Raw genomic sequence first — 22,397 nt, 5'->3', positions numbered from 1 at the left:
CCGGAACGTGTGTGGCACCCGCTACCGTCACAGTTTCGCGGAAAAGCGGAAGCTTTAAGGTGGCCTGCATGGCATACGACGTCGCCCGGGTGCGCGGACTGCATCCGTCGCTGGGTGACGGGTGGGTGCACTTCGACGCCCCGGCCGGGATGCTGATCCCCGACTCCGTCGCGACCACGGTGTCGACGGCTTTCCGCAGGTCCGGGCCCACCACCGTGGGGGCGCACCCGTCGGCGCAGCGCAGCGCCGCCATCTTGGAGGCGGCCCGGGCGGCGGTGGCCGACCTGTTCAACGCCGAACCCGCGGGCGTGGTGCTCGGCGCCGACCGGGCGATCCTGTTGTCGGCGCTGGCCGAGGCCTCGTCGTCGCGGGCTGGGCTGGGCTACGAGGTGATCGTCAGCCGCCTCGACGACGAAGCCAACATCGCGCCCTGGCTGCGGGCGGCGCACCGGTACGGCGCCAAGGTCAAGTGGGCCGAGATCGACATCGAGACCGGTGAGCTGCCGACCTGGCAGTGGGAGGGGCTGATCGGCAAGTCCACCCGGCTGGTGGCCGTCGCGTCGGCGTCGGCCACGCTGGGCACCGTCACCGACCTGCGGGCGATGACCAAGCTGGTGCACGACGTCGGCGGGCTGGTGGTGGTCGACCATTCCGCCGCGGCGCCCTACCGGCTGCTCGACGTGAAGGAGACCGACGCCGACGTGGTGGCGGTGAACGCCGCCGCGTGGGGCGGCCCGCCGATCGGGGCGATGGTGTTCCGCGACCCGGCGCTGCTGAATTCGTTCAGTTCCATCTCGGCCGACCCCAAAGCGACCGGCGCGGCCCGGCTGGAGATCGGTGCACACCAGTTCGGCCTGCTCGCCGGGGTGGTGGCCAGCATCGAGTACCTGGCCTCGCTGGACGAATCCGCGCGCGGCACCCGGCGCGAACGTCTGGCGGTGTCCATGCAGTCGGCCACCTCGTATCTGAATCGGATCTATGACTACCTGATGGTGTCGCTGCGCTCGCTGCCGCTGGTGATGGTGATCGGGCGCCCGGAGGTGCGCATCCCGGTGGTCAGCTTCGCCTTGCACGGCGTGCCCGCCGAACGCGTCGTACAACGGTTGGCGGACAACGGAATTCTGGCCGTCACCAACGAGAGTTCCCGCGCGCTGGACGTGCTGGGCGTCAACGACGTCGGCGGCGCGGTCACGGTGGGGCTGGCGCACTACTCGACGACGGCCGAGGTCGACCAGTTGGTGCGCGCGCTGGCATCGCTGGGCTGAACCGTCAGACGGTCAGCACGATCTTCCCGGTGACCTCCGAGGCGACCAGCCGTCGGTGCGCGTCGCCGGCCTGCTGGATGGGCAGCCGGGCGCCGATGATCGGGCGCACCCGGCCGTCGGCGATCATCGGCCACACCGAGGCGGTGACCGCCTGCACGATCTCGGTTTTGCTGTTCGGCCCGCTCACCGGGCGCCCGCGCAGCGTGGTGCCGATCACCCGGGCGCGTTTGGCGAGCAGCTTGCCGATGTTGAGTTCGGCCTTGACGCCGCCCTGCATGCCGATGATGACCAGCTGCCCGTCGGTGGCCAGCGCGTCGATGTTGCGGTCCAGATAGGCCGCGCCCATGATGTCGAGAATCACGTCGGCGCCGCCGGTTTCGTCCGCCAGCCGCGCGACGAAGTCTTCGTCGCGGTAGTTGATGGTGATGTCGGCGCCGAGCTCGCGGCAGAAGTCGAGCTTCTCGGCCGACCCAGCGGTGACGGCCACCCGGGCGCCCAGCGCCCGGGCGACCTGGATGGCGTGGCTACCGATGCCGCTGGCCCCGCCGTGCACCAGCAGCAGTTGGCCGTTGCGCAGGCCCGCGATCAGCACCAGGTTGGACCACACCGTGCAGGCGACCTCGGGCAGCCCGGCCGCATCCACCAGGTCCACCCCGGAGGGGATCGGCAGCAGCTGGCCGGCCGGCACCGCCACGTACTCGGCGTACCCGCCGCCGGCCAGCAGCGCGCAAACCTCTTGCCCCACAGACCATTCCGTGACACCGTCGCCGACCTCGGCGATGACGCCGGACACCTCCATGCCGATGGTTTCGCTGGCGCCGGGTGGCGGCGGGTACTTGCCGGCGGCCTGCAGCACGTCGGCGCGGTTCACGCCGGCGGCGGCCACCTTGACGACGACCTCGCCGGGCCCGGCGGAGACGTCGGCTACTTCTTGCCAGGAAAGCTGATCGGCGGATTCGGCGACGATGGCGCGCATGGTGGCCACGCTACCGAGCCCCGTTACCCTTAGCAGCGGTGGCGTGGCAGAGCGGCCTAATGCACTCGCCTTGAAAGCGAGAGACGGCTAACACCGTCCGGGGGTTCAAATCCCTCCGCCACCGCCGCGCGCTCACTCGACGCTTTGGTGCAGCGTCGGTGCGTAGCGCAGCACCGCGCCCACCCCGTCGGCCGGGGCGATCCGCTCGTCGGTGCGTACCAGGTTGGCGCCCACCTTGATCGCCGAGAACGGCAGCGCCTCGTCGGCGCGCAGCGTCCTGGCCGGGGCGGCGCCCTGCTCGGACAGCACGTTCTCGTTGGGCGCGACGGTGGTCAGGCCCTCGTCGGCGACCACGGTGGCGTCGCCGATGTCACCGATGATCAGCGTTTCCACCGCGCCCTGGCGCAGCGCCGAGCAAACTGCGTCGAGCCCCTGGGCCGCCAGCCCCGATTGCCGCCCGATCTCGGCGGTAAACCGCTGTGCGGCATCGTCGATGGTGCGCAGCTGACGTTTGACGAACTCGGCCTCGATGGCCCGCTCGATCTCGGTGAAGTCGTGGCCGCTGTGCCGCGCCCCGACCTCGAGTGTCACGGCGCGGTCGTGCAGCCGTTCCGGCAGCGCGGCCAGCAGGTCCGAGCGCGAACGCACCTCGCCGACCACGAAGATCACGTCGATCGCCTTGTCGTCGGCCAGCTCGGCGACGCGGTCGGCGACGGCGCGGACGTTCTTCCGGGCCGCCTCCTCGGTGCGCAACTGGGGGTCGCCGTATCCGGCGGTCTCGGCGCCGGCCGCCTTGTGCACCGGGTAGCCGGTGCCGTCGACTGTCTCGCTGCGCAGCGTGCCGCCGATGTGGGTGGTGATGTCGGCGCCGCTGTGGTCCACCACCACCAGCACATAGTCGGGGTGGTCAAAGCTCTGCTCCAAAACCGGTACCAGATAAGGCAATTCGGACACCCGCAATATGGTGGTGGCCGCCGGGCGGGCAAGGTGCTCGTTGATCAGCACGCCGTCGGCGCCCGCGATCACCGCCCGCCCGCTGCGCCCGATCGGCGGGCGCAGGTTCATTACCGCGTCCTCGATGCCGGCGACGATCGGCGCGCCGACGCCGCGGCGTTCCAGGTCTTCTCTGATCGCGCGCCACTTGAGCTCGAGTTGAGCCTCGGCGTCGTGGGTGTCGTGCGAGTCGTCGAAATACACCGAAACGAACGGCCCCGGTGCGTCCAGCAGTTTGCGGAAGCGTTGCGAGTCCATGCTTTAGTGGTTGCCCGGCTTGCCGGGCCACAAACCCGCCCTAGTAGCTCCGGTCTCCCTCGCTGTCGTCGAAGAAGTGCCACTGCCCGTCGTGCTCGACTTCCATGCGCCAACCCAGCTCGTTGCCTTCGACCTTCTGGTCGGCGAACCAGGCGTGTGCTTTGTCGGCGCTTTCGATGTCTTTGGTCGCGACGACGTCGCCCTTCGGGTTGAGAACTCGATAGGTAGCCATGGCGGCAGTGTTCCCACTGCCGCGGGCGTCAATCGCGGGGGATGGCGGCGGTGATCGTGTCCATCAGCGCCGTGTACCGGCGCGCTTCCGGGTCGCGTCCGGGTTTGCCGCTGCTGATGACGCCGGCCGCCAGGCCGCGCGCGGAATCGGCCCAGATCGCGATGTTGGTCAGCCCCAGGCTGCCGAACGCGTGCGGCGCGTTGCGCCCGAACGGCCCCCACCGGTTGGTGCCCAGGATGAACCCGGTGCCCCACCGCGCCGGCTGCAGCCCGACCGCGAAATCCGGTCGCAGCCTTCGGCATTCGGCTACGGCGTGGTACATGGTCTCCGGGCTGATCACCCGCACGCCGTCGAGTTCGCCTCCGCGGCGCCAGATCTCGGCAAACCGCGACATCTCGTGTGCGGTCGACACCGTGTTGGACGACGGAATGATGGTCGTCAAGAACATCGGCGAGTTGGTGTAGGGGATCATCTCGTGCACGGTTCCGCCGATCGCCTTGCGGAAAATCTGCGCCACCACAGGGGGCAGGGTGCGCCCGGTGGCGTGACTCGGCGCGACCAACGGCACGTCCTGCTTGGCGACACCGAAGTTGGTCCAGCGGAAGCCCAGCGGGTCGAGGATCTCGGTGGCCAGGATCTCGCGAATCTCCTTGCCGGTGGCCGCATACACGATCTCGCGCACCAGCGGGCCCCAGGTGAGCGCGTGGTACATGTGGAACAGCCCGGGCCGGTAGAGGGGCCGCAGCTCGCCCAGCTTCTGCTGCGCGTACTCGTGGTCGTCGGCGCGGGTGACGTCGGGGCGCGGTCCGGTGGGGAAGGGCAGCCCGGCGCTGTGCGTCATCACGTGCCGGATGGTGATCCGGTGTTTGCCGTGACTGGTGAACGTGGGGATGTAGTCGCAGACCCGGTCGTCGAGGGAGAAGACGCCGCGCTCGACGAGCATGTGCACCACGGTGGCCGCGATCCCCTTGGCCGCCGAGTAGACGCAAAACGGTGTGTCCGGTGTGACCGGGATCTTCTCGGCGTCGGGCGGGTCGGTGGGCGCGTTGCCCCAGCCGTGCCCGATGGCGCGGTTGAGCACCACACGTCCGTGCCGGCGGATGCACAACTGGATGGCCGGATGGAAGCCGCCCTGATACCAGTGCCGGGCGGCCGACCAGATCCGGTCGACGGCGGCGGCGTCGATCTCGGAGTGGTCCTCGTCGCCGATCGTCGTCACCGCGTCCAGGTCGGCGGGCAGGCGGATCTTGCCGTCGGGAGTCGGGGTCGTCACCTCAGCGAGGGTACGTGTCTTACTCGCCGGTGAACTGCGCCGGCCGCTTCTCGAACGTCGCCGCGATGCCCTCGGTGAGGTCCTTGGACGGCAGGAAGGCCGCGTTCCAGGCGGCCACGTAGCGCAGGCTCTCGGCGACGGCCGAAACGCGCTGCTGGTCGAGGACGTCCTTGATGCCGTGCACGGTCAGCGGGGGGTTGGCGGCGATCTCCGCGGCCGTGGCATGCGCGGCGGCCAGACACGCGTCGGCGTCGGCGTACACGTCGTTGACCAGCCCGATCTTCTCGGCGCGGGCGGCGTCGATGTCCTTGCCGGTCAGCGCCAGCTCGCGCAGGTGGCCGTCGTTGAGGATGTACGGCAGCCGGGCCAGGCTGCCGACGTCGGCGACGATGGCCAGCTTGACCTCGCGCACCGAGAACTTGGCGTCGGCGCTGGCGTAGCGGATGTCGACCGCCGAGATGAGGTCGACGCCGCCGCCGATGCACCAGCCGTGCACCGACGCGATGGTGGGGGTGCGGCAGTCGGCGACGGCGGTGATCGCGCCCTGCATCCGCTTGACCTCGCGGTGGAAGACGGCGCGCGGCCCGGCCAGCGCGTCGCCCGACAGCAGCGGGGTGAACGATCCGCCCATCGCCGGCACGTCCAGGCCGTAGCTGAAGTTCTTGCCCGAACCGGTCAGCACGATGGCCCGCACCTCGGGGTCGGCGTCCAGCGTTTCGAACAGCTCGGGCAGCTCGGACCAGAAGGCCGGACCCATCGCGTTACCCTTGCCCGGGCCGATCAGCGTCACCTGGGCGACGTGGCCCTTCTTCTCCACGGTGACCGATTCGTATGCTTGCGCCATATCGAGACCGTAGCGTGGCGAACATGGCTCCTGATTTGCGACCCGGACCGGATTCCCCGCCGATCGACGAGCTGGACGGCGCCGAGGCGGCGCTGCGGGTGATGCAGCAGGTGCTGCACCCCATCGCCGCCGACGACATGTCTCGCCCGACCCCGTGCGCGCAGTTCGACGTGGCGCGGTTGACGGATCATCTGCTCAAGTCGCTCGAGGCGCTGGGCGGCATGGCCGGCGCCGATGTCCCGGACCATGCGGACAGCGGGGACTCGGTGGAACGCCGGGTGATCGCGGTGGCCCGCCCTGCCCTGGACGCGTGGCGGCAGCGGGGTCTGGACGGCACCGTGTCGTTCGGCGGCGGTGAGATGGCGGCCAGGAATGCCTGCGCCATTCTGGCGCTCGAATTGCTGGTCCACGCTTGGGATTACGCGCGGGCGGTGGGCCGCGACGTCCGGGTGCCCGAGCCGTTGGCCGAATACGTGCTGGGGCTGGCGCACCGGGTCATCCGTCCCGAGGTGCGCGGTCAGGCCGGGTTCGACGACCCGGTCGAGGTGCCCGCCGACGCCGATGCGTTGACCAAGCTGGTCGCGTTCACCGGCCGCAACCCGGCCCGCTAAGCGCGAGGCCTTCACCGAACGTGCATTCAGTGCGAAATCCGGCGCGTTTTTTCGCGGCCAGTGCACGCTCGGCGGAGGCCCTAGACCCGCTCTAGGTAGAAGTAGTAGTACTTGCCGTTGTCGCGCACGCCCTTGCCGTTCATGATGCCCATCACGGCGTTGTCGTCGATCTTCTTGAAGTGATCGTGCACCGGCTGCCCGTCGTAGACCATGGTCGCGGTGACCTCGCCGCGGAACTCCTCCAGCCACAGGCTGGCCTCCCCCTTGCCCAGCTCGACGTTGGAGAACTTGTTCCCGTCGGCGTCCAGGCAGACCAGCGGCTGCACATCGCGCGCGGATTTGAAGGTCTTGCCGAACCATCCGGCCTTTTCCAACTGGCCGTTCATCTTGTGGCCGGTGCGGAATTCGCCGCCCTTCCACTCGCCCAGCATTTCCTCGATGGTTGCGGGCGCGAGTTCCGCCCAGAAGTCGTCGAGCTCACTGTCCGGGATGTCGCCGCTGCGCTCTTTGAACTCGGTGAACTTCTTGCGGGCGAGGTCCACGGGTGACTCCTCAGCGTTCGGTGCGGGCGATCCAATCGCAGGCGAATTGCAACAGGGCGTCGTTTTCGGCCGGCGCCCCAATGGTGACACGGACGCCCTCGGACGCGAACGGACGCACCACCAGGCGCGCGTTCGCGGCCTCCTGCACGAAATCCGCGGTGCGCGACCCGAGCGGCAGCCAGAGGAAGTTCGCCTGCGAGGGCGGTAGCTCGAATCCGGCGTCGCGCAGGGTGGTGCTGACCCGGGTGCGCTCGGCGACCAGCGCGTCGGTGCGGGCCATCAGCTCGCCGGAGGCCTCCAGTGACGCGATGGCGGCGGCCTGCGCGACGTTGGTGACGGCGAACGGCATCACCACCTTGTCCAGCGCGGTGATCAGTTCGGGATGCCCGATCGCGTAGCCGACCCGCAGCCCCGCCAGCCCGTACGCCTTCGAAAAGGTCCGCAGCACAACGACATTCGAGCGGCTCAGGGCCAGCTCCAGGCTGTTGGGCAGCAGGCCGTCGCGAATGTATTCGACGTAGGCCTCGTCGATGGCGATCAGGATGTCCGCCGGCACCGCGTCCACGAAGCGGACCAGAGCGTCCGGGTCGACGACGGTGGAGGTCGGGTTGTTCGGGTTGCACACGAAGATCAACCGGGTGCGGTCGGTGATCGCGGCGAGCATCGCGTCCAGGTCGTAGGTGTGCTCGCGCAGCGGAACCTTGACGGCGATCGCGCCGGCCACCTGGACGATGGGCAGGTAGCACTCGAAGCTGCGCCAGCCCATCATCACCTCGTCACCGGCCGCGGAGGTGATCTGAACCAGCTGCTGGCACAACGTGACCGAGCCGCTGCCGACCGCGATCTGCTCGGGGGCGACATCGGAACCCAGGTGCATCGCCAGCGCCGCCTTGAGGTCCACGCACGCGTTGTCCGGGTAGCGGTTGACGACGGCTACCGCACGCTCTATCGCCGCGTGCACGCTGGGCAGCGGGCCGTACACGGTCTCGTTGCTGGCCAGTTTGATGGATCCCGGCACGTTCTTGCCGGGCACATACACTGGCAGTCCGGCCAGTTCGGGGCGCAGGCGGGCGGTCACTTCGACAGTTTATGTCCCCACTGTGTACAGTATGGCCGGTTCCGCGAGACCGGAAAGGGGTCGGTACCCTCGGAAAGTCCAAGGGAGGCGTGCCAGAGCGGCCGAATGGGGCTCACTGCTAATGAGTTGTCCCCCTTCAAGGGGACCGGAGGTTCAAATCCTCTCGCCTCCGCTGGGTCCCCCTAGCGGAACCACAACTGAAGACAGGCGCCCGTAGCTCAACGGATAGAGCATCTGACTACGGATCAGAAGGTTAGGGGTTCGAATCCCTTCGGGCGCGCTTTTTCAGTGTATGACTTCGGCTGATGCTTGACGGATCTATGTCGGGTGATGCCTGACAGTGTTTCGGCTGATGCTTGACAGTTGTTTCGGTTGATCGGTGACACTCCCTAGATGAGGGAGTTGAGCGTGGCTGAGCAGCGGTATCAGGCCGTGATGGCCGTGGTTGGTGATGGCCTGTCGATCTCGCAGGTCGCTGAAAAGGTCGGGGTGTCGCGCCAGACGCTGCACCGATGGCTGGCCCGGTATGAAGCCGCGGGCTTGGAAGGACTGGTGGATCGGTCGCATCGGCCGGTGTCGTGTCCACATCAGATGCCCGGGCAGGTGGAGGCCGAGATGCTCGAGTTGCGCCGCTCGCGACCCTATTGGGGGCCGCGGCGGTTGGTGTTCGAGTTGGCCAAGCGAGGTGTCCATCCGGTGCCGTCGGAGTCAGCGGTGTATCGAGCGCTGGTGCGGGCCGGTCTGATCGACCCCGCGATGCGAGATCGACGGTCGCGCAAATGGAAGCGCTGGGAGCGCGGGGCGCCGATGGAGCTGTGGCAGCTCGACATCGTCGGCGGGTTCCCGCTGGCCGATGGCACCAGCGCCAAAGCCCTGACCGGCATCGATGATCATTCCCGGATGTGTGTGTGCGCCAAGCTGATGGCCCGTGAGCGCACCCGCGCGGTCTGCGACGGATTACGGGCGGCGCTGGCCGCTTACGGGGTGCCTGAGCAGATCTTGACCGATAACGGCAAGGTGTTCACCGGGCGGTTTTGTCATCCACCGGTCGAGGTGCTCTTTGATGCGATCTGCCGCGAGCACGGCATCGAACATCTGTTGACCCAGCCGCGCAGCCCGACCACGACCGGCAAAATCGAGCGGTTTCACCGCAGTCTGCGCGCTGAGTTCCTTAGCGGCCGTGAGCCTTTCACCAACCTCAAGGTCGCTCAGCAGGCACTCGATGAGTGGGTCGAGGACTACAACACCACCCGGCCTTTTCTGGGGTTAGCTGCCCTGTTGTGTGACGTTGCGTAAACCGGCGACACGGCCCGGTTCTGCAACAGATCTCCCGGGGTGTGGTGCTCGTGGCTGGTAGTGGTAAAGCTGCCTGCTGCGAGAGGAGATCAGGGTGCGGGCGTTTCTGGTGAGGTTGCCGTCCGGGGCGAGGTACTGGACGGTGCTGGATGAGGATTTGGCGGTGGTGGCCGAAGCGGATGCGTTCTTGCGGCATGTCCGATTCGGCCGTGACGGTTCGGAGTTGACCACAAGGTCATATGCGGGCGCCATCGCATTGTTTCTGCGCTGGTGTGTTCGCACCGGCCGGCATTGGCATGACGGGGTGGCGGCGCTGGGGCTGTTCATCACCTGGCTGCGTCACGCGGGGCCGCAGTCCAGCGGTGTCGAGGTCGTGGCGGGTGGGCAGGTGCTGGCTGGTCCGGGCGTTGAGCCGGTGCGTGGGGCGCGGCGGATCAACGGTGTGCTGACCGCGGTGCGGGGCTTCGTCGCTCACGCGGTGGCATCCGGTCAGGCGCCTGGCGAGCTGATGCCGTTGATCTATGAGCTGGCCGACGAGCGTGACCTGCCCGCGCAGGCCCGCGGTGAGGAACATCGGATGGCCTGGCGGATGCGGGCGCGGCATCGGTTGCACGAGCCAGAGGCGATGGTGGACCGGGCCAGCGATGCCGAGATCGTGGCGCTGCTGCGGGCCTGCCAGTCGGCGCGGGACAGGCTGATCGTGCTGTTGATGGCCAGGGCCGGGCTGCGGCGCGGCGAGTTGTGTGGCCTACGGCGCTCGGACGTTCACCTGTTGGCCGACTCACGTCTGCTGGGCTGTGAAATCCCGCGAGCGCACCTGCATGTGGTGCGGCGGGAGAATCCGAACGGCGCGTGGGCCAAATCGCGTCGCCAACGCGTGGTGCCGCTGGATTTTCTGGCGGTTCAGCTGTTCGATGTCTACGAGTTCGAGCGGTTTGCGGTGCCGCGGGCGGCTGAGTCGGATTTGTTGTTGGTCAACCTGTTTCGCGAGCCGATCGGCGCACCGATGCGCCCGGATACGATTAATGAATTGATCACCGCCTGCGCGCGGCGGGCCAGAATCGAGCATATGACGCCGCATCGGCTGCGGCATGCGTTCGGCAGTAACCTTGCCGACGCCGGTGCCGGTCTGGACGAGATCGCCGCCCTGCTGGGGCATGCGGCGATGAGTTCGTCGCAGGTCTATCTGCATCCCGACCCGGCCCGGTTGCGTGAGGCCGTCGACCGGGTCCGCAGTCCCCGCGAGCTTGCCGGGACGGACGGGTGAGCGCCGTGACGATGCCGACGGCTGCGATCGTCGCCGGCAGAGTGCACGTGTTCGCCGATCCAGCAGGAATCGACCGGCACGCTGCGTCGATCACCGTGGTGATCGATCCCGCGTTCCTCGCCGAAGCCGGCTGGGACGCGGCGCGAAAGGTGCTGTCGTTCGCACCGGAGCATCCGCTGCTGGGACGCCCGGTCTGCCGCGCGTCGGGCTGTTTGACATCCGCGCCGGCAGCGACGCGGATCTGCGCCTCGTGCCGGCGTCGGCTTGCCGAACACGGGCTCGGTGACGACGAGATCGCCTCGCTTCCGCCGCGGGGTCGCGAACGAATGGGGCGCGGGCCGGATGCTTGTGTCGTCGACGGTTGTCGACGCGAGTGGGAATCGGCGAGTTCCGGGCTGTGTCACGCCCACGCAGAACAGCTGCGCGCCTTGCCGGTTGCCGATGTCGACGAGTTCCGTGCTCACCGGCAAACCAGGCCGCTTCCGCCGTGTCCGCCGTGCGCGGTGGCCGCCTGCACTCGCCAGCGGCGCCATCCCGACGGTCTGTACTGTGAGGCGCACCAGCAGCGGCTGCGCACCGTCCGCGCACGTGACCCACATTTAGATGAAATCGTCTGGCGGGCAACCGAACCAGCGATCGGTCGCGGCGGCGAGGTTAGTCTGCGGGGCCTGACGCCGCTGGTGGTCGCTGAATTGCTGGTGGGCTTGCAGCAGCGCTGCCGGATCAACGCGGTCAAGACCGACGAGGCCGTGCTGCGCGCGTTCTGTAACGACTTGCTGGGCCAGCAGGTGGGGTCGATCGCCGACTATGTCATCGGTGACGGCCGGGGCCTGGAGTTCACCGGGCTGGTCAACTGCCTGATCGGTCATGCTCGGCGCGCCTTGTCGAGCCCGGAAACCGAAGTCGCCCAGGACGAATGGGACCTGGCGGTGTTTGGGCATCACGGCACGGTGTCGTTTACCGGCATCAGCCAGTCCTGGCTGCGGGAGGCCGCCAAGCGGTGGGCCGCCGATGACCTGCCGAAACGACGTGTCCGAGCCGGGCGGCGCACCAGCGCCGGCCTGGCCGTGCGCCACTACATCGGCTGCCTGGTGCGGTTGTCAGAGTCGCTGCGCATGCGCGAGGACCGCGGCGAACACCCAGCGGCGTTGGGACGCACCGATATGGAGGCGTTCCTGCACCGGCTGGCCTACCTTGAATCGGTCGGTCAGATCAGTGGCGATGCCCGGATCCGGGCCTGCCGCGAGGTTCGTGCCGTGCTCACCCGCATCCGGGCGATGGGGCTGACGCGGCCCGGCGGCATCGCCGCCGGGCTGGGCGAGGACTTTGTGATTGGGCAGGCGGACGTGCCTGTCGAACCCGAACCGGGCGAACCCAACCGGGACCTGCCGCCGGAAATCATGAAGCAGTTATGCGAACACCTGGATGAACTGACCTCATCAGAGATGCGCACCGCGGTCGAGTTGGCCATCGACACCGGCCGCCGTCCCGAAGAGATCTGCGAGCTGGACTTCGACTGCCTGACCCGAGACGACGACGGACAGCCCGTGCTGATCTACGACAACCATAAGGCCAACCGGCTCGCACGACGCCTGCCGATCAGCGAGCAGACCGCCGCCGTAATACTCGCCCAGCAGCAACAAGTCCGGAACCGCTACCCAAACACTCCGATCGGCGAGCTCAAGCTGCTGCCCACCGACCGGCGCAACCCCGGCGGACGCCGCGCGATCACCGGCTTTTCTCTCGCGTTCGCCCACCGCACCTGGGTCGACCGACTGCCGGTGCTGCGCAACGCCGATGGTGTCGAATATGACAAGAGCAAGGTGGTGCTCTACGCCTACCGGCACAGTTACGCCCAACGCCACGCTGACGCCGGCGTCCCCATCGAGGTGTTGCGTGAGCTGATGTCGCACCGCAAACTCGACACCACCAGCTGCTACTACCGCATCGGCGAAACCCGCCGCCGTGAAGCCGTCGATCGCGTCACCGCGATGCAGTTCGACCGGCATGGCAACCGCATCTGGCGGCAAGCCCAAGCATTGTTGGACTCCGAACACGCCCGTCGCGCCGTCGGCGAGGTCGCGGTTCCATTCGGTGTCTGCGCCGAACCGTCCAACGTCAAGGCCGGCGGCGGTGCCTGTCCGTTCCGGTTCCGCTGCGCTGGATGCGACCACTTCCGCACCGACGTCTCCTATCTGCCCGACCTGCGCGCCTACCTCGACGACCTGCTGCGCACCCGGGAACGCCTGCTCGCCACCACCGACCTCGATGACTGGGCCCGCGTCGAGGCGATGCCCTCCGAGGAGGAAATCCGCCGCATCCGCCGCCTGATCGACCAGATCAGAAACGGGCTCGGCGAACTCGAACCCGAACAGCGACAACAACTTCAACAAGCCGTCACCGTCGTGCGCCGACACCGCAGCGTCATGCTCGGCATGCCTCGCACCCGCCAAATCCTGCCCGACCTGCGCCCAGAGAGAACCCCATGACCACCAACACCACCCATGCCCTCGACGCGATGATCGACGGACGACGAGCCGACTCCACCAGACGCCGCCAACGCGTCCTTTCCGCCCTCGAGGTCGCCATCAAAGACGGCGCAGAACTCAGCGCCACCAGCATCGCTCAACGCGCCGGAGTCGACCGCACCTTCCTATACCGCCACCGCGACCTGCTCGAACGCATCCACGCCGCTGCAACCCAGCCACCAGACAAATCCGAGATCGGTCACCAGGTCACCCGTGCCTCACTGCAGGCCGACTTGCTCGCCGCCCAGCACCGCTGCACCCGCATGGCCGCACGCACCCAACAACTCGAGATCCGTCTGTCTGAACTGCTCGGCGAACAAGCATGGCGCGCAAGCGGACTCGGCGCGCCAACCGACATCGAGCAACTTCAGCAACGCATCGTCACGCTCGAACAACAAATCGTCGAGCTACGGCTGCAACTCGAAGAACGCGACCAAGACCTCACCGCCGCCCGCGCCGCCAACCGCGAACTTATGGCCCAGCTCAACCTCTCCCAGCCGACCGGCTGACAAATGAGTCCTTGCACCACACCTGTTGCGCACCATATTCTTCAGCAGCCAGCCGCGCGAACTGCGGAAACACCGGGACACTACCGCGACTCAGGCCGCGAGCCCAAGAGAACCGTCCGCACCAAGCCCTAAAGATGATCACACCGGCTCAACGGTTTCACTCCGGTGCGCCGGCATCACCACCGTCGAACTCGTGTGCCCGACACGTCGACCGCAGTGGCGATGACTGGGTGAGTCGGCGGGTGTGCTCCAACGGCATCGTGTGCGTGTCCTGGCAGCAGGTCTGTATCGGGCGCCACTATGCCGGCGCCCGCTGCGATGTCCACGTCGATGGGGACCTGCTGCGGTTTTGGGTCGGCGACAATCTGGTCAAAACCGCCGCGCGCACCAGCCGCGGCGAGGTACGAAACAAACGGGCCCTGCGCACCAACGCACCGGCCTAAAACACAACCCAGAGTGTCACCGATCAACCGACATAGAAATGTCACCCATCAACCGACTCTGAACAGGCGCGCTTTTTCAGTCAGCTTTCTTCGCGTCAACGCCCACCGAACGGCCCGCCGAATGGGCCGCCGTACGGTCCCCGCCGCGGCGGTTCGGTCACGGTTTGGGTGACCGTGCTCGTCTCGGTGCTCGGCGACACCGTGACCGTGCTGGGCGGCTCGGTCGTGGTGGGGGTGTCGGTGCTCGACGGCGGGACGGTCTCGGTCACCGTCTGGGTCGGCGCCGGGGCGCCACCGCCACCGCCGCCGTGGTGCCGGGGTTCGTGGGTCGTGGTGGTAACCGGCGTGGTGGTGGACGGAGTCGTCGTCGTGGTGGTCGTCGCCGGGCTGTGCGCCGGGGAACTCGTCGCCAGCTTGACCGCGGCGAAGACGACCGCGCCGAGCAGCAGCACCCCGAGCGCACCGAAGGCGACCAGCGCCGCTGGGCGGCGATACCAGGGCGTCGGCGGCTCCGGCGGCGGGCGGTCGTCATACCCGCCGTACTCGCTGTACCCGCCGCCGTATCGGGCGGCCTGGGTGGGCTCGGAATAGTAGTCCGGTTCCTCGGGATAGGGCGGCACGAAAGAAGATGTTAGACGCTCAGCCCTGCTCGTCGATGAGTCGCAGCGCCCGCTCGAACAAATGCACCGTGGCAGCGTGCAATTGGTCGCCGACCTCCTTCTCGGCCTGCCCCGCGCAGGCCCGGGCCAGCGTCCCCTCGATCACGATGCCCAGCTTGAAGCAGGCCAGCACGGTGTACCAGGCGATGTGCGACAAGTCGCGGCTGGTGTTGGCGGCATAGCGCTGGAACAGCTCGTCGGTGCTGGCCAATCCCTCCTGCCCGCCCAGGGCGTGGCTGAACACGGCCGAACCGTCCGGCTGGCGCCAGGTGGCCAGCAGCCAGCCCAGGTCCAGCAGCGGATCGCCGATCGTGCACATCTCCCAGTCGACGATGGCGACCACCTCGGGCCCGGTACGGGAGAACATCACGTTGGCCGCGTGGTAGTCGCCGTGCATGATGCCCGGTGTCCAGTGCGCCGGCCGGTGCTGCTCCAGCCACGCCGAAACCTGGTCGATGCCGGGGATCTGCGGCCCGGGATAGCCGTCGTATTGGCTGTAGGACTCCAATTCCGAAAGCCAGCGCGGCACCTGCCGTTCCAGGAAGCCCTCCGGCTTGCCGAAGTCGGCAAGGCCGACGGCCACGTGGTCGACGGCGCCCAGCTTGGCCAGCGCGTCGGCCATCGACAGGCCCATCTGGTGGCGCACCTGCGGATTGCCGGCGTGCAGCGGCGGCAGCCCCTCGCCGGCGTTGAATCCGTCCACCGGTTCCATCAGATAGAACACCGCGTCGCCCAGCACGCCGGGGTCGTCGCACACGGCAATCAGGTGCGGGCGGGGCACATCCGAACCAGCCAGGGCGGCAAGGACTTTCGTCTCCCGCAAAATCACGTTGTTGCTGCGCGGGCGCAGGTGCCGCGGCCCGCGGCGCAACACGTAGGACCGGCCGGCCCGGCTGAACCGCAGCATGACGTTCTGGGTGCCGCCGGTCAGGGTGGCGACGTCATGCAGCGGGCCCTCGCCGAGTCCCTGCGCCGACATCCAGTCGGCGACCGCCGGTAGGTCCACCGCGTCCACGGTCATGCCCTCGGGTGAGGTGGGCGTCATCGCACTCCCTTGCAACCTGTCGACCGTCCGGGAAGAAGCCGTCGACCGTCTGGGAAGAAGACTAGGACAGCGGCTGGAACAATGGCCGGTATGCCGCGGACCGACAACGATTCCTGGGACATCACCCAAAGCGTGGGCGCCACCGCACTGGGTGTGGCCGCCGCCCGCGCGGCGGAGACTGAAAGCGAAAACCCGCTCATCAGCGACCCGTTCGCGCGCATTTTCGTCGAGGCCGCCGGCAAGGGGATGTGGAGCATCTATGCCGACCCGGCGCTGCTGACCAAGGCGGACGACCTCGAGCCGGACCTGCGCGGCCGGCTGCAGCTGATGATCGACTTCATGGCCACCCGGACCGCGTTCTTCGACGAGTTCTTCCTCGCCGCGGCCGACGCCGGAGTGCGGCAGGTGGTGATCCTGGCCGCCGGCCTGGACGCGCGCAGCTGGCGGCTACCGTGGCCGGACGGCACCGTCGTCTACGAGCTCGACCAGCCCAAGGTGCTGGAATTCAAGTCGACCACGTTGCGCGAGCACGGCGCCCAGCCCAAGGCGGAACTGGTCAACGTGCCCATCGATCTGCGTCAGGACTGGCCAAAAGCGTTGCAGGAGGCCGGATTTGACGCTTCGCGGCCGGCGGTGTGGTCGGCCGAAGGGCTGGTTCGTTACCTGCCGGCGCAGGCCCAGGACCTGCTGTTCGAGCGGATCGATGCGCTGAGCGTGCCGGGCAGTCGGCTGGCGTCCAACGTGCCCGACTCGGGATTCACCGATCCCGACCGGCTGGCCCGCCAGCGCGAGGACATGCGGCGGATGCGCGCCGCGGCGGCCAAACTGGTCGACGCCGAGATCACCGACTTCGACGACCTGTGGTATCCCGAGGAGCGCACGCCGGTCGACAGCTGGCTGCGCGAGCGCGGGTGGGACGTCTCGACGGCGACGTTTGCGGAGTTGATGGCCCGCTACGGCCGCAGCATTCCGCAGGGGGCCCAGGATTCGATGCCGCCCACCCTCTACGTGTCCGCGCAGCGGCGGGCGGGCTGAGTCGAACGCCGACATCGTAAGCGGCGCCGTTAATTTCACGGACCCGGCGCGGGCCGTCCGAATTCAGCGGCGGTCCCGGGCATAACCAAATGCATGTTTAAACATGGGTCCAACGGGTAATTTCAGCTGTCACGAGAAATCTTCTTCTCGACCACCTTGGAGGTCACGATGCGTGGCAGCGGGATCATCGGAACGGTCGCGTTGGTGTGGTTGCTGATCGGGGTTTTCGCGGCGTGGCAGCGTGATTACTTCAAAAACGACCAAACGACATGCGCGTCGGCGGGCACGGTTGCGGTGACCGTGATCGCCGGACCGTTGAATTACTTCGGCGTCAACCCGAAAGTTACGGATTGCCATCTGCCGCAACCAAGTTCGATGCAATCGATCAACATCTAACCGCGACCCGAAGGAATCGAAATGGTCATCTTAGGAATTGTGCTGCTGGTGCTCGGGTATTTCTTCCACGTGCCCGTGCTGTCCACGCTGGGCATCGTGCTGCTGGTGATCGGCGCGGTGCTGTGGATCCTGGGCTCGATCGGTCGCCCGGTCGCCGGCCGGCGCTACTGGTACTGACCGCCCGGGCGTTTCACAGGCCACGCAAAGGTAGGGCATAGCCGCAGCTCAGCCCGCAGCGGATACTGGGACATGTGAGCCAGCCGCGAGCCTCAGCCGAGCGGGTCGTCATGTGCCGCGCCGACGGCAACCCGATCAATGTCCTGGTCGTCGACGACGAAGCCGTGCTGGCCGAAATGGTGTCGATGGCGCTGCGCTACGAGGGCTGGAACATCGCCACCGCCAGCGACGGCGCCTCGGCCATCGCCGCCGCCCGCAACCAGCGACCCGACGTGGTGGTCCTCGACGTGATGCTGCCCGACATGAGCGGGCTGGACGTGCTGCACAAGCTGCGGGAGGAGAACCCCCAGCTGCCGGTGCTATTGCTGACCGCCAAGGACGCGGTGGAGGACCGGATCGCGGGCCTGACCGCCGGCGGCGACGACTACGTCACCAAACCGTTCAGCATCGAAGAGGTGGTGCTTCGGTTGCGGGCCCTGCTGCGGCGCACCGGCGTGACGACCGTGGACAGCGGCGCGCAGCTGGTGGTCGGCGACCTGGTGCTCGACGAGGACAGCCACGAGGTCACCCGCGCCGGTGAGCCGATCTCGTTGACGTCCACCGAGTTCGAGCTGTTGCGGTTCATGATGCGCAACTCCAAGCGGGTGCTGAGTAAGGCTCAGATCCTGGACCGGGTGTGGAGCTACGACTTCGGCGGCCGATCCAACATCGTCGAGCTCTACATTTCCTATCTGCGTAAGAAGATCGACAACGGTCGGGAGCCGATGATCCACACCCTGCGCGGCGCGGGTTATGTCCTCAAGCCCGCCCGCTAGGAGCGATCGCAAGCGCGGCGAAGCCGGGCGCAGCGGGTCGCGACCATTGGCTAGGAGCGATCGCAAGCGCGGCGAAGCCGGGCGCAGCGGGTCGCGACCATTGGCTAGGAGCGATCGCAAGCGCGGCGAAGCCGGGCGCAGCGGGTCGCGACCATTGGCTGACACGCGCCGGGTCTGGTCGCTACGGCTGCGGCTGCTGGTCGGACAGATCGTCGTGCTGGCGCTGGTGTGTCTGGGCATCACCGCGGTCACCGAACTGGCGCTGAACCATCACCTGGTCAAGCAGCTCGACGGCCAACTCGCCGGAACCTCGTTCCGTTCGGCGCTGATGTACCCCGAGCCCAACCATCCGCGCCACGAGCACTCGCCGTATCCGAGGCCGGGCCCCGGCCCGCGGTTCCTGGACGCCCCGGGGCAGCCGGCGGGCATGGTCGCCGCGGTGGTCAGCCACGGCAAGACCGTCGACGCCGGCTACCTGACCAGCAGCGGCACCCGGGACGCGCTGACGTCGACCGCCCAAACCCAACTCGAACAGATCGCCGGCAGCCGCGCACCGGTCACCGTGAACCTGGACGGTCTGGGCCGCTACCGCGTCGTCGCCGCCCCCAGCCGCAACGGCAGCGACATCATCGTCACCGGCCTGTCGATGGCCAACATCGACGCCACCCTGATCCGGATGCTGGTCATCTTCGGGATCGTCACCGTGATCGCGCTGGCGGCCGCCACCATCGCCGGGGTGGTGATCATCAGGCGGGCACTGGCGCCGTTGCGCCGGGTGGCACAAACCGCGCGCGAGGTGGCCGACCTGCCGCTGGCCCGCGGCGAGGTCGAATTGCCGGTGCGGGTACGGGAATCGGACGCCAACCCGTCCACCGAGGTGGGCCAGCTCGGCGCCGCGCTCAACCGGATGCTCGACCACATCGCCGACGCGCTGTCGGCGCGCCAGGCCAGCGAGACCCGGGTACGCCAGTTCGTCGCCGACGCCAGCCACGAACTGCGCACCCCGCTGGCCGCGATCCGCGGCTACACCGAGCTGACCCAGCGCATGGGCGACGACCGCGAGGCGGTGGCGCAGGCGATGAGCCGGGTGGCCTCGGAGACCGAGCGGATGACCCGGCTGGTCGAGGACCTGCTGCTACTGGCGCGGCTGGATTCCGGCCGCCCGCTGGAGCGCGAACCGGTCGACCTGTCCCGGCTGGCGGTGGACGCGGTCAACGACGCCCACGTCGCCGGTCCCGACCATCAGTGGGAACTGGACCTGCCCGAGGAACCGGTGGTGGTCACCGGGGATGCGGCGCGGCTGCACCAGGTGCTGACCAACCTGCTCGCCAACGCGCGGGTGCACACCGGCGCGGGCACCGTGGTGACCACCCGGCTGAGCACCGAGCCGGCGCACACCGTGCTGCAGGTCATCGACAACGGGCCGGGCATTCCGGCGGAGCTGCAGTCGGAGGTGTTCGAACGGTTCGCCCGCGGCGACTCCTCGCGGTCGCGCAAGGGTGGCAGCACCGGGCTGGGCCTGGCCATCGTCTCGGCGGTGGTCAAGGCGCACAACGGGACGATCTCGGTGAACAGCTCGCCGGCCCACACCGAGTTCACGGTGCGGTTGCCACCCAACGGATGGCAACCGCACGCGTCGGCGTAGGTCAGCTGTTGCAGGTCACATCGATCTCGAACGGCTTGTTGACCGGCTGCAGCGGGTTGGCCATGTCGACCCCGGTCGCGGTGCCGGTGATCTTGTAGCTGTTGCCGTTCTTCTCGGCCGACGCGTTGCCCTGGCCGGTGCCCGAGGTGTATCCGAGCGTCACGCCGTTGACATTGCCCAGCCCAACGGATTTCACCTGGGGCGGGTTGCCGTCGCTGAGCACGGCGGCGATGCCGGTCGCCGCGCCACCGATCGCGATATTGACGGTGCCACCGGCATTCGTGCACACGACCGAACCGCTGACGTTCTGGTCCTTGCCGTCGATGATGACCTTGGTCCCGGCCGCCCCGCCGCTGCTCGCCGACGCACTGGTGCTCGAGCTGCTCGCGGAACTGCTGGGAGCCGACTTGTTGCCACTCGAACAGCCGGAAACACCCGCGGCAAGAATTGCCGCGCCCGCGACCGCGATCGTCAGTTGACGCTTCACCTGTTCTCCTTTGCCCGAAAGTTGCGGTCCTCGGCATTGAGGGCCGTCTGCGCAGTATGCGGGTTTGCCGGGTTGCGCAAAAGAGGTTCGGCGAAATTGTTTCGATTCGGTTAAGGCCGCGTTGGTGGCAAGGTTGTTGTGATGGACCACAAACCTCCCAGCCCGGTCATCGAGGCGGCCCATCGCGCATGCGTGCTGCCGTTTCCGACGACGCGGATTTCCGCGACGCCGATCGTGGATTCATCGCCGCGTTGTCGCCGTGCGTGGTGCGGGGCGCCGACGGCCGCGTGGTGTTCGACAACGACGCCTACGCCTTCCTGGACGGGCCCGCGCCCACGTCGGTGCATCCCAGCCTGTGGCGGCAGTCCACGCTGGCCGCCAAACATGGCCTCTACGAAGTGGTTCCGGGCATCTATCAGGTTCGCGGCCTTGACATCTCCAACGTCACGTTGGTGGAAACCGACACCGGCATCATCGTCATCGATCCGCTGGTGTCCACCGAGGTGGCCGCGGCGGCGCTGACGCTGTACCGCACGCATCGCGGCGGCGACCGGCCCGTGGTCGCGGTGATCTACACCCACAGCCACGTCGACCATTTCGGCGGCGTCCTGGGCGTCACCACCCAAGCCGAGGTCGATGCCGGCCGGGTGGCGGTGCTGGCGCCGGAGGGTTTCGTCGAACATGCGGTGCAGGAGAACGTCTACGCCGGCCCGGCGATGCTGCGCCGCGCCACCTACATGTACGGGACGCTGCTGCCGCGCGGGCCCCGCGACCATGTGGGCTGTGGGCTCGGGCAGGCCGCCTCCATGGGCGAGGTGGCCCTCATCGTGCCGACCATCGACATCCGCGAGACGGGGGAGACACACACGATCGACGGCGTCGAGATCGAGTTCCAGATGGCGCCCGGCACCGAGGCGCCCGCCGAAATGCATTTCTACTTCCCGCAATTCCGCGCCCTGTGCATGGCCGAGAACGCCACCCACAACCTGCACAACCTGCTGACCCTGCGCGGCGCGCTGGTGCGCGACCCGCGCGCCTGGTCCGGCTACCTCACCGAGGCCATCGACACCTTCGCCGACCGCGCCGACGTCGTGTTCGCCTCCCATCACTGGCCGACGTGGGGGCGAGACGGCATCGTCGAATTCCTGTCGCTGCAGCGCGACCTGTACGCGTATCTGCACGACCAGACACTGCGCCTGCTCAACCAGGGTCACACCGGTGTCGAGATCGCCGAAATGTTCCGGCTACCACCGGCTCTCGAGCGGGCCTGGCACGCGCGGGGGTACTACGGGTCGGTCAGCCACAACGTCAAGGCGATCTACCAGCGCTACATGGGCTGGTTCGACGGCAACCCGGCCCGGCTGTGGCCCCATCCCCCCGAGGCGCTGGGGCCCCGCTATGTCGCTGCGATGGGCGGCATCGACCGGGTCGTCGACCTCGCCCAGCAGGCGTTCGACTCCGGTGATTACCGTTGGGCGGCAACCCTTTTGGACCACGCGATGTTCACCGACGGTGAGCACGCCGGCGCCCGCGAGCTCTACGCCGACACGCTCGAGCAGCTGGCCTACGGCGCGGAGAACGCGACCTGGCGCAACTTCTTCCTCAGCGGCGCAACGGAGCTGCGCGACGGCAATTTCGGCACCGCCGGGCAGGTCACCTCGCCCACCATGCTTGCCCAGCTGACCCCGGAGCAGATCTTCGACGGCCTGGCCATCCGGGTCAACGGGCCACGCAGCTGGGGCCTCGACATCACCGTCGACGTCACCCTTGCCGACACGGCGGTCAACCATCGGCTCGCCCTGCGCAACGGCGTGCTGGTGCAACGCAAGGTGCCGGCGGATCCCGCGACCGCGACCGTTACGGTGCGACTGGCCAACAAGATTCGGCTGCTGGCGTTGGCGGCGGGGGACTTCGCCTCGCCGGGTCTGGAGCTCACCGGCGATCGGGGTGCGCTGCAGGCGTTGGTGGGAGCGCTCGACGCGCCGGACCCGGACTTCAACATCGTCACGCCGTAGCGCCGCCG

20 protein-coding genes, 3 tRNA genes and 3 pseudogenes are annotated in these 22,397 nt (G+C 68.1%); 16 read left to right on the top strand and 10 right to left on the bottom strand.

What is annotated here, in order from left to right; all coding sequences use genetic code 11:
* Window positions 1–68: 68 nt before the first annotated feature.
* The gene (locus NF20_RS21300; protein ID WP_003872602.1) at window positions 69–1,265 is read left to right on the top strand and encodes a cysteine desulfurase-like protein; all 1,197 of its coding nucleotides are present in this window, start codon (window positions 69–71) and stop codon (window positions 1,263–1,265) included.
* A gap of 4 nt (window positions 1,266–1,269) precedes the next feature.
* On the opposite strand, the gene NF20_RS21295 is transcribed toward NF20_RS21300, so the two are convergent.
* Window positions 1,270–2,241, bottom strand: coding sequence for an NAD(P)H-quinone oxidoreductase (locus tag NF20_RS21295; RefSeq protein ID WP_033710906.1), 972 nt, complete (start codon window positions 2,239–2,241; stop codon window positions 1,270–1,272).
* Between the two features lie 37 nt (window positions 2,242–2,278).
* Between NF20_RS21295 and NF20_RS21290 the strand changes: the two genes are divergently transcribed.
* A tRNA-Ser gene (locus NF20_RS21290) sits at window positions 2,279–2,365 on the top strand.
* 8 nt (window positions 2,366–2,373) lie between these two features.
* Here the strand turns inward: NF20_RS21290 and NF20_RS21285 are convergent.
* From NF20_RS21285 to NF20_RS21270, 4 genes are read right to left on the bottom strand one after another with little or no spacing between them, the layout of a single operon-like run.
* Complete coding sequence (locus NF20_RS21285) at window positions 2,374–3,492, bottom strand: hypothetical protein (protein WP_033710884.1); 1,119 nt, start codon at window positions 3,490–3,492, stop codon at window positions 2,374–2,376.
* 40 nt (window positions 3,493–3,532) lie between these two features.
* The gene (locus NF20_RS21280; RefSeq protein ID WP_003872605.1) at window positions 3,533–3,724 is read right to left on the bottom strand and encodes a hypothetical protein; all 192 of its coding nucleotides are present in this window, start codon (window positions 3,722–3,724) and stop codon (window positions 3,533–3,535) included.
* Between the two features lie 28 nt (window positions 3,725–3,752).
* Window positions 3,753–4,997, bottom strand: a complete 1,245-nt coding sequence (gene lipE / locus NF20_RS21275; protein WP_033710883.1) for a lipase LipE — start codon at window positions 4,995–4,997, stop codon at window positions 3,753–3,755.
* Between the two features lie 19 nt (window positions 4,998–5,016).
* A complete protein-coding gene (locus tag NF20_RS21270) occupies window positions 5,017–5,841 on the bottom strand; it encodes a crotonase/enoyl-CoA hydratase family protein (RefSeq protein ID WP_023862029.1) in 825 nt (274 codons plus the stop codon).
* Window positions 5,842–5,855: 14 nt separating this feature from the next.
* On the opposite strand from NF20_RS21270, the gene NF20_RS21265 reads away from it, so the two are divergent.
* Window positions 5,856–6,452, top strand: coding sequence for a TIGR03086 family metal-binding protein (locus NF20_RS21265; RefSeq protein WP_033710881.1), 597 nt, complete (start codon window positions 5,856–5,858; stop codon window positions 6,450–6,452).
* Between the two features lie 80 nt (window positions 6,453–6,532).
* On the opposite strand, the gene NF20_RS21260 is transcribed toward NF20_RS21265, so the two are convergent.
* A complete protein-coding gene (locus NF20_RS21260) occupies window positions 6,533–6,994 on the bottom strand; it encodes a DUF4334 domain-containing protein (RefSeq protein ID WP_003872609.1) in 462 nt (153 codons plus the stop codon).
* 10 nt (window positions 6,995–7,004) lie between these two features.
* Window positions 7,005–8,072: a histidinol-phosphate transaminase gene (gene hisC, locus NF20_RS21255; RefSeq protein ID WP_019733429.1), complete on the bottom strand. Its 1,068-nt coding sequence runs from the start codon at window positions 8,070–8,072 to the stop codon at window positions 7,005–7,007.
* A gap of 83 nt (window positions 8,073–8,155) precedes the next feature.
* Here hisC and NF20_RS21250 point away from each other — a divergent pair.
* From NF20_RS21250 to NF20_RS27430, 7 genes and pseudogenes are all read left to right on the top strand, one after another.
* Window positions 8,156–8,244, top strand: a tRNA-Ser gene (locus tag NF20_RS21250).
* Between the two features lie 35 nt (window positions 8,245–8,279).
* Window positions 8,280–8,352, top strand: a tRNA-Arg gene (locus NF20_RS21245).
* Window positions 8,353–8,465: 113 nt separating this feature from the next.
* Window positions 8,466–9,341, top strand: a pseudogene (locus NF20_RS21240) (IS481 family transposase); the annotation flags it as partial.
* Window positions 9,342–9,672: 331 nt separating this feature from the next.
* The gene (locus tag NF20_RS21235; RefSeq protein ID WP_308009810.1) at window positions 9,673–10,635 is read left to right on the top strand and encodes a site-specific integrase; all 963 of its coding nucleotides are present in this window, start codon (window positions 9,673–9,675) and stop codon (window positions 10,633–10,635) included.
* Window positions 10,632–13,124, top strand: a complete 2,493-nt coding sequence (locus NF20_RS27435; protein WP_141244865.1) for a tyrosine-type recombinase/integrase — start codon at window positions 10,632–10,634, stop codon at window positions 13,122–13,124. Before NF20_RS21235 ends, NF20_RS27435 begins: the two co-directional genes overlap by 4 nt.
* Window positions 13,121–13,672: a DUF6262 family protein gene (locus NF20_RS21225; protein ID WP_080711234.1), complete on the top strand. Its 552-nt coding sequence runs from the start codon at window positions 13,121–13,123 to the stop codon at window positions 13,670–13,672. The genes NF20_RS27435 and NF20_RS21225 overlap by 4 nt, the downstream gene beginning before the upstream one ends.
* A gap of 113 nt (window positions 13,673–13,785) precedes the next feature.
* Window positions 13,786–14,115 (top strand): annotated as a pseudogene (locus tag NF20_RS27430) (IS481 family transposase); the annotation flags it as partial.
* A 95-nt stretch (window positions 14,116–14,210) separates the two neighbouring features.
* On the opposite strand, the gene NF20_RS21215 reads toward NF20_RS27430, so the two are convergent.
* Both NF20_RS21215 and NF20_RS21210 read right to left on the bottom strand, forming a co-directional pair.
* Entirely contained in the window at window positions 14,211–14,735 is a 525-nt protein-coding gene (locus NF20_RS21215; protein WP_033712852.1) for a hypothetical protein, read from the bottom strand.
* A 19-nt stretch (window positions 14,736–14,754) separates the two neighbouring features.
* Window positions 14,755–15,819: a phosphotransferase family protein gene (locus NF20_RS21210; RefSeq protein WP_019733432.1), complete on the bottom strand. Its 1,065-nt coding sequence runs from the start codon at window positions 15,817–15,819 to the stop codon at window positions 14,755–14,757.
* Between the two features lie 90 nt (window positions 15,820–15,909).
* Here NF20_RS21210 and NF20_RS21205 point away from each other — a divergent pair, with 90 nt between their 5' ends.
* From NF20_RS21205 to NF20_RS21190, 5 genes are all read left to right on the top strand, one after another.
* Complete coding sequence (locus NF20_RS21205; protein ID WP_019733433.1) at window positions 15,910–16,854, top strand: class I SAM-dependent methyltransferase; 945 nt, start codon at window positions 15,910–15,912, stop codon at window positions 16,852–16,854.
* A gap of 156 nt (window positions 16,855–17,010) precedes the next feature.
* The gene (locus NF20_RS21200; protein ID WP_003876975.1) at window positions 17,011–17,250 is read left to right on the top strand and encodes a hypothetical protein; all 240 of its coding nucleotides are present in this window, start codon (window positions 17,011–17,013) and stop codon (window positions 17,248–17,250) included.
* A gap of 21 nt (window positions 17,251–17,271) precedes the next feature.
* Window positions 17,272–17,427, top strand: coding sequence for a DUF6131 family protein (locus NF20_RS27425; RefSeq protein WP_003873402.1), 156 nt, complete (start codon window positions 17,272–17,274; stop codon window positions 17,425–17,427).
* 110 nt (window positions 17,428–17,537) lie between these two features.
* Window positions 17,538–18,242 (top strand): two-component system response regulator TcrX, encoded by a 705-nt coding sequence (gene tcrX, locus NF20_RS21195; RefSeq protein ID WP_003876976.1) that lies wholly within the window; start codon window positions 17,538–17,540, stop codon window positions 18,240–18,242.
* Window positions 18,243–18,396: 154 nt separating this feature from the next.
* On the top strand, window positions 18,397–19,887 hold the full coding sequence (locus NF20_RS21190) for a sensor histidine kinase (RefSeq protein WP_023900433.1): 1,491 nt from the start codon (window positions 18,397–18,399) through the stop codon (window positions 19,885–19,887).
* Window position 19,888: 1 nt separating this feature from the next.
* On the opposite strand, the gene NF20_RS21185 is transcribed toward NF20_RS21190, so the two are convergent.
* Window positions 19,889–20,374 carry a lipoprotein LpqH gene (locus tag NF20_RS21185; RefSeq protein WP_003873405.1) on the bottom strand — a complete coding sequence of 162 codons (486 nt, stop codon included), beginning with the start codon at window positions 20,372–20,374 and terminating at the stop codon, window positions 19,889–19,891.
* A gap of 141 nt (window positions 20,375–20,515) precedes the next feature.
* Between NF20_RS21185 and NF20_RS21180 the strand changes: the two are divergent.
* Window positions 20,516–22,389 (top strand): annotated as a pseudogene (locus NF20_RS21180) (alkyl/aryl-sulfatase).
* Window positions 22,390–22,397: the final 8 nt, after the last annotated feature.

Origin of the sequence: Mycobacterium sp. MAC_080597_8934, from assembly GCF_000523975.1 — a bacterium.
Classification (GTDB): Bacteria; Actinomycetota; Actinomycetes; order Mycobacteriales; family Mycobacteriaceae; genus Mycobacterium; species Mycobacterium avium.
The sequence above is the reverse complement of the archived record's forward strand: the minus strand, read 5'-3'. Positions and strand labels throughout refer to the sequence as shown.